Annotated in this window: 12 protein-coding genes; 5 read left to right on the top strand and 7 right to left on the bottom strand. The window is 73.5% G+C overall.

The window, feature by feature from the left end; genetic code table 11:
• Positions 1 to 15 precede the first annotated feature (15 nt).
• Positions 16 to 375 carry a DUF3099 domain-containing protein gene (locus JQN84_RS04150; protein ID WP_204957025.1) on the bottom strand — a complete coding sequence of 120 codons (360 nt, stop codon included), beginning with the start codon at positions 373 to 375 and terminating at the stop codon, positions 16 to 18.
• A gap of 103 nt (positions 376 to 478) precedes the next feature.
• Between JQN84_RS04150 and JQN84_RS04145 the strand changes: the two genes are divergently transcribed.
• Complete coding sequence (locus JQN84_RS04145) at positions 479 to 766, top strand: hypothetical protein (protein WP_281899565.1); 288 nt, start codon at positions 479 to 481, stop codon at positions 764 to 766.
• Between the two features lie 14 nt (positions 767 to 780).
• Positions 781 to 1,092: a YlcI/YnfO family protein gene (locus JQN84_RS04140; RefSeq protein ID WP_204957023.1), complete on the top strand. Its 312-nt coding sequence runs from the start codon at positions 781 to 783 to the stop codon at positions 1,090 to 1,092.
• Positions 1,093 to 1,102: 10 nt separating this feature from the next.
• On the opposite strand, the gene JQN84_RS04135 is transcribed toward JQN84_RS04140, so the two are convergent.
• The 3 genes from JQN84_RS04135 to JQN84_RS04125 form a co-directional block, all read right to left on the bottom strand.
• On the bottom strand, positions 1,103 to 2,302 hold the full coding sequence (locus JQN84_RS04135) for a low temperature requirement protein A (protein WP_204957022.1): 1,200 nt from the start codon (positions 2,300 to 2,302) through the stop codon (positions 1,103 to 1,105).
• A gap of 56 nt (positions 2,303 to 2,358) precedes the next feature.
• On the bottom strand, positions 2,359 to 2,934 hold the full coding sequence (locus JQN84_RS04130; RefSeq protein WP_204957021.1) for an HhH-GPD-type base excision DNA repair protein: 576 nt from the start codon (positions 2,932 to 2,934) through the stop codon (positions 2,359 to 2,361).
• Positions 2,935 to 3,081: 147 nt separating this feature from the next.
• Entirely contained in the window at positions 3,082 to 4,302 is a 1,221-nt protein-coding gene (locus JQN84_RS04125) for a S8 family peptidase (protein ID WP_204957020.1), read from the bottom strand.
• A 190-nt stretch (positions 4,303 to 4,492) separates the two neighbouring features.
• On the opposite strand from JQN84_RS04125, the gene JQN84_RS04120 reads away from it, so the two are divergent.
• On the top strand, positions 4,493 to 5,977 hold the full coding sequence (locus JQN84_RS04120; RefSeq protein WP_204957019.1) for a DUF7782 domain-containing protein: 1,485 nt from the start codon (positions 4,493 to 4,495) through the stop codon (positions 5,975 to 5,977).
• On the top strand, positions 5,977 to 6,399 hold the full coding sequence (gene dtd / locus JQN84_RS04115; RefSeq protein ID WP_204957018.1) for a D-aminoacyl-tRNA deacylase: 423 nt from the start codon (positions 5,977 to 5,979) through the stop codon (positions 6,397 to 6,399). The genes JQN84_RS04120 and dtd overlap by 1 nt, the downstream gene beginning before the upstream one ends.
• Positions 6,400 to 6,580: 181 nt before the next feature.
• Here the strand turns inward: dtd and JQN84_RS04110 are convergent, their stop codons facing one another.
• Entirely contained in the window at positions 6,581 to 7,369 is a 789-nt protein-coding gene (locus JQN84_RS04110; RefSeq protein WP_204957330.1) for a sporulation protein, read from the bottom strand.
• 221 nt (positions 7,370 to 7,590) lie between these two features.
• Here JQN84_RS04110 and sigB point away from each other — a divergent pair, with 221 nt between their 5' ends.
• Positions 7,591 to 8,607, top strand: coding sequence for an RNA polymerase sigma factor SigB (gene sigB, locus JQN84_RS04105; RefSeq protein ID WP_372445892.1), 1,017 nt, complete (start codon positions 7,591 to 7,593; stop codon positions 8,605 to 8,607).
• A gap of 84 nt (positions 8,608 to 8,691) precedes the next feature.
• Here the strand turns inward: sigB and JQN84_RS04100 are convergent, their stop codons facing one another.
• Positions 8,692 to 11,235: a bifunctional acetate--CoA ligase family protein/GNAT family N-acetyltransferase gene (locus JQN84_RS04100; RefSeq protein ID WP_204957017.1), complete on the bottom strand. Its 2,544-nt coding sequence runs from the start codon at positions 11,233 to 11,235 to the stop codon at positions 8,692 to 8,694.
• A gap of 23 nt (positions 11,236 to 11,258) precedes the next feature.
• Positions 11,259 to 12,440, bottom strand: a complete 1,182-nt coding sequence (locus tag JQN84_RS04095; RefSeq protein ID WP_204957016.1) for an acetoin utilization protein AcuC — start codon at positions 12,438 to 12,440, stop codon at positions 11,259 to 11,261.
• Between the last annotated feature and the right edge of the window lie 9 nt (positions 12,441 to 12,449).

Below are 12,449 nucleotides of genomic sequence, written 5' to 3'. Positions count from 1 at the left end.
CACCGGTCGGCCCGGTCAGGGTTCGGCGTCGATGATCCGGTGCGGGCGTTCCTCGGCGGTGAGGCTCATCGGCGGGGTCTCGTCGCGGTGCCGGGGCTGGAACCTGGCGGCGAGACGGTGTTCCTCCTTGGGCGGGCGGTCGTTGGCGAGCAGCACCGCCAGCCAGGGGATGAGGATCATGCCCAGCGCCACCAGGGGCAGCCAGAGCCAGAGCAGCGGGGCCTTCGTGCCGACCAGGACCGCTCCGGCGATCACGCAGGCCACCCGGATGCCCATCATCAGCACGTACCGCTTCTGTCGGCTGGTGAGCTGGTCGTCCTGGCTGCGCGAGGCGTCGGTGATCAGAATCGGCTGGTACGCCTGACGCTTCACCATGGACCTCCTGAGGGGATTGCCACCCATCCTCCCACCGCACCACCTTGATCAGCGAAAATCGACGCATACCGGATGCGTGTTACGTACGTGGTACGCTGCCGCGGTGGGCAGCCGGTTCAGCTTCACCGAGGAGGCGTTGGCCAACCTGCGGGTCTACGACGTCACCCCCGGGGAAGTCTGGGAGGCGCTGCACAGCACCCGCCGGGTGATCCGGCACCTCGGCGAGGACCTGACCGTCGTCTACGCGGCGAGCGGTCGCGGCCGGCGGTTGGCCGTCCTGCTCGCCGAGGCCGACGGCACCGACCACGACTGGGACGTCCTCTCCGCCCGCGACCTGAGCGACGTCGAGGCCAAGCGCTACGACGAGACCGTACGGAGAACGCGCCGATAGAGGAGGCGACGGCGATGAACCGTGACGAGGCCATCAAGCGATTCCACGGCGGTGACGACACGTTCGCCGAGCTGATCGACGACAGTCAGCCGGTGGAGTTGCCCACCCCCGACACCGACGTGCCGATGGTCAGCCGTTCGGTACGCCTGCCGATGGACACCTACGAACGGGTCCGGGCCGCGGCCGAGGCACGGGGCATCGGCGTCACCACCCTGATGCGGCAGTGGATCGAGGCCGGCCTGGCCGATCTGGACGACTCGGCCACCGTCTCGCTGGCCGACGTACGCCGGGCGCTCGCCTCGCTGTCGCGCCCCACCGCCGCCTGACCGGTCCGGCTCACAGGGCCGGGTGGGGCCGCTCCGGTGGTTGCCCGTACGCCCGGCGGTAGTCCGCGACCGTGATCGCCGCCAGCACGGCGGCGGCTGCGGCGAGCGCCACCACGCTGACCGTCAGGGTCGCCAGCGGCGTCAGTACGGCCAGGGCGAGCATCCCGACGATCCGGGCCCGGGACACCCGCCCGAATACCTCGTGCTCGAACCGGGCGCGGGCGAGCAGGAAGACCGCCGGACCACCCATCAGGAAGACCGCCCAGGACAGCTTGGTCCGCTCGTACGGGTGCACGATCGCCAGTTCGTAGCCGACCGCCGTGGTCAGCACCCCGGCGACGATCACCAGGTGGGTCCAGCTCATCGACTCCCCCAGCCGGCCGGGGGCACGGGCCACCCGGATCGCCTCGGTGAGCAGGTGACCCGCCCGGTGGAAGTAGATCCGCCAGAGCAGCACGGTGGTCACGAAGGAGAGCAGGAACGCCCCGGAGCTGGCGCCCGAGAAGCTGTGCCCGCTGAACGTCAACCCGATGACGAGGATGTTCTCACCGAGGGCGATCAGGAAGAACTGCTGGTGCCGCTCGGCCAGGTGCTCCCCCAGCACCGCCCAGGTGGACGTGCGGGTCGCCCCGAGGCGGGGCACCGGCCAGCCGAACATCAGCCCGGCGTAGTCGATGACGACGGCCGCCGACCAGCAGGCCAGCCGCCACGCCCCGGGCAGCACCGCCCCGAGCACCCAGGGCACGGCGCTGACCACCGCCCAGGACGCGACCCGCACCGTGACCAGCCGGCGGGGGTGGCCGTGCAGCGCCAGGGTGAGGAAGAGCGGCCGGCCCACCTGCACCGCGACGAACGCGAGGGCGAAGGCCACCGCGCGGGTGTCGAAGGCGCGTGGCGTGGCCACCGCCATCACCATGCAGCCCAGCATCGCGTAGACCACCACGAGCTGGATCTCCGGCCGTTCCGGCTCGTACCGGCTGGTGACCCAGGCGGTGAAGGTCCAGACCGCCCAGAAGGCCAGGAAGATCACCAGGGTCTGGGCGATCTCGACGGGCAGATCCCGCTGGGGGGTGTTCAGATCGTCGATCACCCGCTGGGAGACCCGGGTCAGGGCGAAGACGAAGACCAGGTCGAAGAAGAGTTCCAGGAAGGTGGCCCGGGGCGAGCTGACCCCGCCGCGCAGCAGCGCCGCCCCCCGTTCGTCCGCCATCGTCCACCCGTCGCCGCTGTCGCGGATCTCAACGAGCCGACCCGGCTCCGGTTGCGTCAGCCCCGCTCGGCCCTGGCTGCCGCCTTGGCCTGCTGCTTGTACTCGCGTACCCGGCGCAGTGAGTCCGCGTCGGAGACGTCGGCGACCGACCGGTAGGTGTCCGGGTCGCCGTACCCGCCGGCGGCCTCCCGCCAGCCCTCGGGACGCACGTCGTACCGCTTGCCGAGCAGGGCGACGAAGATCTGCGCCTTCTGGGTGCCGAAGCCGGGCAGGTCGGCGATGCGGCGCAGCAGTTCCGGCCCGTCGGCGACGTCCGCCCAGAGCCGGCCGGCGTCGCCGTCGTAGCGGTCGACCAGCACCCGGCACAGCTCCTGCACCCGGCCGGCCATCGCCTTCGGGAACCGGTGCAGCGCGGGTGGCCGGGCGAAGACCTCGACCAGTTCCGCCGGGTCGTGGTCGGCCAACTCCCGGGCCTCCGGGTCGTGCCCCAGCCGCTGGGCGAGCACGTACGGTGACGAGAACGCCTTCTCCATCGGCACCTGTTGGTCGAGCAGCATCCCGGTCAGCAGGGCCAGTGGGCTGCGCTCCAGCAGCCGGTTGGCCTCGCCGTCGATGGGCAACGAGAGCGTCATGCCCCCATCCTGCCCGTCCCGGCCGCCCGCCCGGCCGACAACCGGTCCGGTCCGCCGCGCCGGTACCGCCAGGACGCGGCGCGGCTAGGTTGACACGGCGCGGCCCGGTGGACACGGGGTCCACCGGGCCGTCGGTGCCGAGGGGCGTCAGTTCACGACGTAGAGCAGCCGGTTCGGCGAGCCCGAGCCGGGGCTGGTCACCACGTTGGGGGTGGCGCTGCTGGTCAGGGAGCTGGCGACCTGCGCCGGAGTGTACGAGGGGTTGGCCGACAGGACCAGGGCGGCGGCACCGGCGACGTGCGGGGACGCCATCGAGGTGCCGTCGATCGTGTTGGTGGCGCTGTCGTTGGTGTTCCAGGCCGAGGTGATGCGCGAACCCGGGGCGAACAGATCGACGCAGGTGCCGTAGTTGGAGTAGGAGGCCCGCGCGTCGGTGCTGGTGGTGGCGCCGACGGTGATCGCCGAGGCGACCCGCGCCGGCGAGGAGTTGCAGGCGTTGGCGCTGGAGTTGCCGGCCGCCAGCGCGTACGTGACGCCGGAGCTGATCGAGTTGGCGACCGCGTTGTCGAGGGTGGTGCTGGCCCCGCCGCCGAGGCTCATGTTGGCCACCGCCGGCTTGACCGCGTTGGCGGTCACCCAGTTGACGCCGTTGACCACGCCGGTGGTGCTGCCGCTGCCCCGGCAGTTGAGCACCTTCACCGCGATCAGCCGTACGCCCTTGGCCACGCCGTACGACGTGCCGCCGACGGTGCCGGCGACGTGCGTGCCGTGGCCGTTGCAGTCGGTGTTGTTGGAGTCGACCGTGTTGGTGCCCCAGGTGGCCCGGCCGCCGAAGTCGGCGTGGGTGGTCCGGATGCCGGTGTCGATGATGTACGCCCGCACGTTGGTGGCCGTGGTCGGGTAGGTGTAGCTGGAGTTCAGCGGCAGGTTGCGCTGGTCGATGCGGTCCAGGCCCCAGGAGGGCGGGTTGGTCTGGGTCGCCTGGACGGTCATCACCCGGTCCTGCTCGACGTAGGCCACCGACGGGTCGGCCGCGAGCCGGCGGGCCTGGCCGGCGCTCATCTTCGCGCTGAACCCGGTGAGCGCGGCGCTGTAGACGTCGGCGACGTTGCCGCCGTACCGCTTGGTGAGGCTGGCGGCCCGGTCCGGCACGGCGGTCCGGGCGGCGCGGCTGTTGGCGGCGCCGACGGCCTCACCCTTCAGCACGACCAGGTAGCTACCGCTGATCGCGTCCGGGGCGGAGGCGTAGCGGATCTGGCCGGTGGGGGCGGCGAGGGCGGGGGCGCCCGCGGCGACGGAGAGGGCGGCGGCGGCCGCGACGGCGACCGCGCGGATCGCGCGACGCCGGGGGACGGACACGTCGGACATCGTCTGAACTCCCTACCGGGTACCTCCGGACAGGCGGGGGCCGTCCGAACGTCCCATCGACGGATGTTGGAGGGAATGTTAACGAGACATCGACGTACGTAACAGAGATAACGGCCGGGGGATTGAGCTGGTGTTATGGAAGTCAACGGGTGCCCGCCGCCGCCGGCCCCCGGCCAGGCAGGATGACGAGGTGGACCGTTACGACATGCTGCTCTCCCCCGCCGGCGTCGACGCGCTGCGCACCGCGCTCACCGACGCCGACTTCACCGCCAACGGCATCGCCGGCCGGCTCGGGCCACAGGCCACCGGCGCGGTGGCCCGCAACGACTTCCGGGCCGCGCTGCGCGCCACCGAGGAGCGCGACCCGCTGGCCACCCTGATCCGGGTGTTCGTCTGCGACCAGACCGAGCCCGAATCGGCGGTCGCCGCCGCGCTCGCCCCCCTCGACCTCGCCGAGGCCGTCGCCGCCGGCCTGGTCGAGCCCTCCGGTGACGGCCTGCGCGCCGGGATCGACCTGGAGCCGTACGGGGACGCCTGGTGGGTGCTCGCCGACGTGCCGGCCAGCGCCCGCCCGGGTCGACCGTTGCCCGCCGAACACGTGCTCGGCATCGGCGGGGCGACCCAGACCCTGATCGGGGCGACCGTCCGCCGCCCGGTGGACACCGCGCTGGACCTCGGCACCGGCTCCGGTGTGCAGGCCCTGCACCTGGCCACCCGGGCCCGGCAGGTCACCGCCACCGACGTGTCCGAGCGGGCGCTGCGCTTCGCCGCCACCACCGCCGCCCTCAACGGGCAGGACTGGGAACTGCTGCGCGGCGACCTGGTCGCCCCGGTCGCCGGACGCCGGTTCGACCTGGTGGTCAGCAACCCGCCGTTCGTGGTCGGGCCGGGCACCACCACCCACGTCTACCGGGACTCCGGCCGGGTCGGCGACGCGATCGGCGCGGAACTGGCCGCCGCCGCCCCGGGCCTGCTCACCGAGGGCGGCACCATGCAGTACCTGGCCAACTGGGTGCATGTCGCCGGGGAGGACTGGGCCGAGCGGGTGACCGGCTGGTTCGCCGGCACCGGCCTGGACGCCTGGGTGATCCAACGCGAGGTCGCCGACCCGATGGCGTACGTCAACCTGTGGCTGACCGACGTCGGCGAGGCGGCCGACCCGCACCGGGCGGCGGCCTGGCTGGACTGGTTCGACGCCCACAAGATCGAGGCGGTCGGGTTCGGCATCGTCTCGCTGCGCCGGGGCGGGCACACCGACCCCGTCGTCCGGGTGGAGGATCTGCGGCAGCGGGTCGAGGCCCCGCTGGGCGACCAGGTCGCCGCCTGGTTCGACAGGCAGGACTTCCTGCGCGCCCGGGGCGGCGACGGCGTGCTCGACGCCCGCTACCGGGCCGCCCCGGGGCTGCAACTGCGGCAGGAGGCGACCATCGGCGACGAGGGCTGGGCGGTGGACCGGCAGGTCCTGACGATGCCGCACGGGCTGCGCTGGAGCGAGGAGATCGACCCGCTGGTGCTGGCCCTGGTCGGCGGCTGCGACGGGCGGCTGCCGCTGCGCGACCAGCTCGCCCTGCTCGCCGCCGCGCACGACGTCACCACCGACGAGTTGGCCGAGGCGGCCGGACCGATCGTGGCGCACCTGGTCGAGCGGGGCATCGTCGAGCCGGTGACCGACTGATGCGGGCGGTGGTGCAGACCGTCGGCCGGGCCAGCGTCACCGTCGACGGCGAGGTGGTCGGCGCGATCACCGACGGCCTGCTGGTGCTGCTCGGGATCACCCACACCGACACCCTCGAGATGGCCGCGACGATGGCCCGCAAGGTGCACGAGCTGCGCATCCTCGACGACGAGCGCAGCGCCGCCGACACCGACGCCCCGATCCTGCTGGTCAGCCAGTTCACCCTCTACGGCGACACCCGCCGGGGCCGCCGGCCGAGCTGGACCGCCGCCGCCCCCGCCGAGGTGGCCGAACCCCTGGTCACCGCCGTGGTCGAGGCGCTGCGCGCCCGGGGCGCGACGGTCGAGACCGGCCGTTTCCGCGCCCACATGCTCGTCGAGAGCATCAACACCGGCCCCCGCACCCTCCTCCTGGACCTCTGACCCGACCCTCCCACCCCCACCCCCGCGCCCGCCCCGGTGATCAAGAGGTTTACGTCATTCTGAAGATCGAAGTTGACGCAAACCTCTTGATCAGTTGACGCAAACCTCTTGATCACCGGGGCGGGGTGGGCGGGGTTGGGGTGGGGCTGGGCGGGGGCGGGGCGGGCAGAGCGGGGGTGGGTCAGGAGAAGAGGCCTCGGCGTTGGAGGGACTGGCGGAGCCAGCCGTCGAGCTGGGCGGCCCAGTCGGTGTGGTCGGCGTTGGCGTGGTCGACGGTGAACCGGCCGAAGGTGTCCCGACCCTCGGTGAACAGGCCGCCGCGCTTGTCCAGCTCCAGCACCACCTGCATCTGGTGCGGGTCGGTGACGAAGGTGACCTCGAGCTGGTTGATCGCCCCGGCGTACTGCGGGGCCGGGTAGAACTCGATCTCCTGGTAGAACGGCAGGCTCTGCCGTACGCCGTAGATGTGGCCGCGCTCGACGTCGGCGCGGGCGAACCGGAAGCCCAGCCGCAGCAGCGCCTCCAGCAGCCGCTCCTGGGCCGGCAGCGGATGCACCGACACCGCGTCCAGGTCACCCTTGTCGACCGCGCGGGCCACCTCCAGCTCGGTACGCAGCCCCATCGTCATTCCGTGCAGCCGGTGGCCGTACAGGTCGGTCAGCGGGGTCTCCCACGGTACGGCGAACCGGAACGGGATGTCGTACCGCTGGCCCGCCTCCAGCCGGAACGGGCCGGTGACCTGCTGCCTGGCGAACTCCTGGGTGGTCTCGTACTCGGAGTCGGCGCCCTCCACCTCGACCCGGGTGACCAGCCCGAGCGCCACGTACTCGATGTCGGTGGCGTGGTCGCCGCCGGCCACGTGGACCCGCCCCTCCAGCACCCCGCCGGGACGGCAGTTCGGATTGGCGAGCACGGTTTCCACCGACGGACCGCCCACCCCCATCGACTGCATGAGCCGCTTGAAGACCACCACGTCCTCCATTGCCTGTTCAGGGCCGACCCGGATGGTCGACCGCTGGCACGGTAGCCGGACCCGGCAAGACCACCTGCGGCACACCCCGCATCCGACCGGATTGGTGTCGGTTCCCCGATCGCCTCACCCCCGTTTCACGTCCCGGTTGGAAAGCTGTTCGTCACCGGGGCCGATGGCACCGGTAGGCGACACGAAAGCGGACACGGGGAGACACAGAGATGGCCCTGCAGATGATCGATAACAAGACGCGCCCGGCCACCACCATCGACGCCGAGCACGGCACCGAAGCCCTCACCGACCTCGACGCCACCGACGAGCGCGGGGTCTCCACCGACCTGGTCCGGGCCTACCTCAACGGTATCGGCCGGACCAAGCTGCTCACCGCAGCCCAGGAGGTGGAGCTGGCCAAGCGGATCGAGGCCGGGCTGTTCGCCGAGGAGAAGCTGTCGACGTGCACCCCCGTCTCCGGCGACCTGCACGCCGACCTCGCGCTGATCGCCCGGGAGGGTCGCGCTGCCAAGGACCACCTGCTGGAGGCGAACCTGCGGCTGGTGGTCAGCATCGCCAAGCGCTACACCGGGCGGGGGATGGCCTTCCTCGACCTGATCCAGGAGGGCAACCTCGGCCTGATCCGCGCGGTCGAGAAGTTCGACTACGCGAAGGGTTACAAGTTCTCCACGTACGCCACCTGGTGGATCCGGCAGGCGATCACCAGGGCGATGGCCGACCAGGCCCGCACCATCCGCATCCCGGTGCACATGGTCGAGCAGGTCAACCGGATGGTCCGGGTCCGCCGGGAGCTGTCGGTCGCGCTGGGCCGCGAGCCGATCGTGTCCGAGGTGGCGCGGGCGATGGAGATCCCCGAGTTCCAGGTCATCGAGCTGATCTCGTACGACCGGGAGCCGGTCAGCCTCGACCAGGCCGTCGGCGAGGACGGCGAGAGCGCCCTCGGTGACTTCGTCGCCTCGGTGGACCCGCGCACCGAGCCGGGTGACGCCGCCGCCAACGGCGAACTGCGCAACGAGGTACGCATCGTGCTCGCCACCCTCTCCCAGCGGGAGCAGGCGGTGATCCGGCTCCGGTTCGGCCTCGACGACGGCCGGCAGCGCACCCTCGACGAGGTGGGCAAGGAGTTCGGCCTGTCCCGGGAGCGCATCCGGCAGATCGAGAAGGTCACCCTGCTCAAGCTGCGTGACCCGGAGCGGGCGCAGCGGCTGGAGGCGTACGCCTGCTGAGCGGGACGGTTCGCGGTCAGGCCCCCGGCGGTTCGCCGGGGGCCTGCCTGCTTCTGCGGTGACCGTCCGCCGGGTGGCACCCGGTCAGAGCCGGCGCGGGCCGGTGTCGGGGCGGGCCCCGGCGGTGCCGACCCCCACCGCCGCGTGCAGCACCGCGATGCCGTCCGGGCGGGCCAGCACCGGGTTGAGGGTGAGCGACCGCACCCGGGGCTGCTCGTCGGCGAGCCGTCCCACCCGCAGCAGCAGGTCGGCCAGGGCCGCCCGGTCCACCGGGACGGCACCCCGGTGCCCGCGCAGCAGCGGCGACGCCCGGGGTTCGTCGACCAGCTCGGCGGCGTCCCGGTCGGTCAACGGCACGGCCCGCCAGGCCCGGTCGCCGAGCAGTTCGGTGGCGACGCCCCCCAGCCCGAAACCGACCACCGGCCCGAACGCCGGGTCCTCCCGCAGCTCCACCACACAGGCCACCCCGGGTGGCACCATCGGCTGGACCAGCACCTGCGCGCCGAAACCGGCCGCCAGGTCCGCGTACGCCCGGCGCAGGGCGACCGGGTCGGCCAGGTCGAGGCGGACGGCGCCCAGGTCGAGGCGGTGCCGCAGGCCTGGCGCGGCGGCCTTCAACGCCACCGGCCACCCGCAGCGGTCGGCGGCGGCGAGCGCCTCGTCGACGCTGCCGGCGGGCACCGACCCGACCACCTCGACGCCGTACGCGGCGAGCAGCGCCACCGCGTCGGCGGCGTCACCGCGCAGCGCCGCCCGCCCGGCCTCCCGGTCCACCCCTGACAGCTCCGGCACCGTGCCCGGGTCCCGCCGCAGCCACCCGGCGTACCGGCCGACCCGGCCCAGCGCCCGCACCGCCTCCTCCACGCTCGGGTACGCGGGCAGCCCCGCCGGCACCCGCCCGGCGAGGAACGTCACCACGGTCGGCTTGCCGGCGGCCAGGGTCGCCGGCAGGGCGGCGGTGACGTCCGCCTCCTCGACGGTGAGCTGCCCCGGCAGCGGCGGGGCGAAGACCGCCACCAGCGCGTCCACCCGGTCGTCGGCGGCGGCCCCGGCTAGCGCGGCGGTGAACTCGGCGACCCCGGCGTGCGGGCCGACGTCGAGCGGGTAGCCGTCGGCGACGGTGAGGCCCTGCCCGACGCAGGCGGCGGCGGCCAGCCCGGTCAGCGCCGACGAGTTGCCCACCACCGCGACCCGGTCCCCGGCGGGCAACGGTTGGTGGGCCAGCAGCACCCCGACGTCGAGCAGTTCGGCGACGGTGTCCACCCGGATCACCCCGGACTGGGCGAACAGCGCGCTGACGGCGGCCTCGTCCAGCGCCGGGCCGGCCGGGCGGGCCAGCGACGCCAACGCCACCACCGGCTTGGCCCGGCCGATCCGGCGGGCCAGCCGGGCGAACTTGCGCGGATTGCCGAAGGTCTCCAGGTAGAGCAGGATCACGTCGGTGCCCGGGTCGTCCTGCCAGTACTGGAGCAGGTCGTTGCCGGACACGTCGGCCCGGTTGCCGGCCGACACGAAACTCGACAGGCCCAGCCCCCGACGCTGCGCCTGCGCCAGCAGCGCCACCCCGAACGCGCCGGACTGGCTGAAGAAACCCACCCGGCCGGGGGCCGGCAGCACCGGGGCCAGGGTGGCGTTGAGGCGTACCCGCTCGTCGGTGTTCGCCACCCCCAGGCAGTTCGGGCCGACGACCCGCATGCCGGCGGCGTGCGCCGCCCGGACCAGGGACCGCTGGGCCGCCGCGCCGTCCGGGCCGGCCTCGGCGAAGCCGGCGGAGATGACGACCAGGCCGTGCACGCCGGCCGCGGCGGCGTCGGCCACCACCCCGGCCGCCGCGTCGGGGGGCACCGCGACGACCGCCAGGTCGACCGCCACCCCCGCGTCGGCCGCCGACGGGTACGCGGGCAACCCCGCCACCGTGCGCGCCACCGGGTGCACCGGCACGATCGTCCCCGGATAACCGCCGTCACGCAGGTGCCCGAGCAGCGCCGCGCCGACGCCCTGACCGGTGGCGCTGGCCCCGTAGACGGCCACCCCGCGCGGGGCGAGCAGCCGGGCGATGGACCGGGCCTCGGTGCGGTGTTCCCGGCCGCGCTGCACCGCCAGGGTCGCCTCGGTCGGCGCGATCGGGAAGGTCAGGTGCACCACCCCGTCGGCGAACTGGCGTTGCACCTGGTAGCCGAAGTCGGCGAAGACCCGCAGCATCGCCCCGTTGGTGGGCAGCACCTCGGCGACGAAGTGCCCGATGCCGGCCCGGCGGGCGGCGTCGGCCAGGTGTTCCAGCAGCACCGAGCCGATCCCCCGGCCTTGGTAGGCGTCCTCCACCACGAACGCCACCTCGGCCTCGGGGGCCGCCGGCCCCAGCCGCTCGTACCGGCCGACGGCGACGATCCGGTCACCGGCCAGCACCACGAACGCCTCCCGGTCGCGGTGGTCGACGGTGACGAACCGGTGCAGGTCCCGTTCCGGAATGCGCGGGTACGGCGAGAAGTACCGCAGGTAGCGGGTGCGTTCGGAGAACCGCCCGTGCATGGCGACGATCTCCGGGGCGTCCTGCGGCCGGATCGGTCGCAGTGCGACGGTGCTGCCGTCGCTGAGCAGCACGTCCACCGGTTGGTCGACAGTGGTCACCGGTCCCTCCCCAGGTCCCCGGCTCAGTCGCGCGGGTCGTACGGGTCCAGCCCGAGCAGCGGGAACACCGCCTTGCGGGTGGCCGCCACGGCCCGGTCCACCGAGTTCGGTTCCCCGGTCGGCTGCCAGGGCCGGTGTTCCGGGTCGACGTCGTCGGTCATCCGCAGCGGCACGTCGTGGCCGGGTCGCCGGTGGGCGGCCAGGGTGCGCCAGCCGGGCGGGGTGAGGGTGGCCGGGTCGAGCGGGTCGCCGGTGGCCACCGCCAGCAGGTGCGTCCAGGCCCGGGGGACCACCTCCACCAGGGCGTACCCGCCGCCGCCGGTGGCCACCCAGCGGCCGTCGCACAACTCGTCGGCGAGCGCCCGCAACGCCAGGTAGGTGGCGCGCTGCCCGTCCACCGACAGGTGCAGGTCGGCCAGCGGGTCCATCCGGTGCCCGTCGGCACCGCACTGGGTGACCAGGATCTGCGGCCGGAACGCGCGCAGCACCGACGGCACGATCGCGTGGAAGGCCCGCTGCCACCCGGCGTCGTCGGTGCCCGGCGGCAGCGGCACGTTGACCGCGCTGCCCTGCGCCCCCGGCCCACCGGTCTCGTCGGGGAAGCCGGTGCCGGGGAAGAGCGCGAGCGGGGTCTCGTGCAGGCTCACCGTGAGCACCCGGGGGTCGTGGTAGAAGATCTCCTGCACGCCGTCGCCGTGGTGCACGTCCACGTCGACGTAGGCGACCCGCTCGGCACCGAGGTCGAGCAGGCGGGCGATGGCCACCGCCGGGTCGTTGTAGACGCAGAACCCGGCGGCCCGATCGGGCATGGCGTGGTGCAGGCCACCTGCCACGTTGACCGCACGCCGGGCCTCGCCCCGCCAGACCGCCTCGGCGGCGGCCACGCTCGCCCCCGCGATCAGCGCGCTGGACTCGTGCATCCCGTCGAAGACCGGATTGTCCGAGGTGCCCAGTCCGTACCCGGCGAAGAGCGGATCGCGCGGCGCGGCCCGGACCGCGTCCAGGTAGTCGGGCCGGTGCACCCGGGTCAGCGTCGCGTCGTCGGCCGGCTCGGGTTCGACCAGCCGCACCCCGGGCCGGTCCAGGACGCCCAACTCCCGGGCCAGCGCCACGGTCAGCTCGACCCGGACCGGGTCCAGCGGGTGCTCCCCCATGTCGTAGTCGAGCAGGGACTCGTCCCACACCACCAGCGTGTCGTCCGACATGGGGTCATC

This window comes from Micromonospora humidisoli, assembly GCF_016900955.1.
Lineage (GTDB): Bacteria > Actinomycetota > Actinomycetes > Mycobacteriales > Micromonosporaceae > Micromonospora > Micromonospora wenchangensis.
Note: the sequence above shows the minus strand (reverse complement) of the source record. Positions and strands in the feature narration are given on the sequence as shown.

Coding starts and splice junctions, on each gene's coding strand:
- JQN84_RS04150 (WP_204957025.1), bottom strand. CDS start 375: ATGGTGAAGCGTCAGGCGTACCAGCCGATTCTGATCACCGACGCCTCG.
- sigB (WP_372445892.1), top strand. CDS start 7,591: ATGGCCCTGCAGATGATCGATAACAAGACGCGCCCGGCCACCACCATC.
- JQN84_RS04140 (WP_204957023.1), top strand. CDS start 781: ATGAACCGTGACGAGGCCATCAAGCGATTCCACGGCGGTGACGACACG.
- JQN84_RS04095 (WP_204957016.1), bottom strand. CDS start 12,440: ATGTCGGACGACACGCTGGTGGTGTGGGACGAGTCCCTGCTCGACTAC.
- JQN84_RS04135 (WP_204957022.1), bottom strand. CDS start 2,302: ATGGCGGACGAACGGGGGGCGGCGCTGCTGCGCGGCGGGGTCAGCTCG.
- JQN84_RS04125 (WP_204957020.1), bottom strand. CDS start 4,302: ATGTCCGACGTGTCCGTCCCCCGGCGTCGCGCGATCCGCGCGGTCGCC.
- JQN84_RS04130 (WP_204957021.1), bottom strand. CDS start 2,934: ATGACGCTCTCGTTGCCCATCGACGGCGAGGCCAACCGGCTGCTGGAG.
- dtd (WP_204957018.1), top strand. CDS start 5,977: ATGCGGGCGGTGGTGCAGACCGTCGGCCGGGCCAGCGTCACCGTCGAC.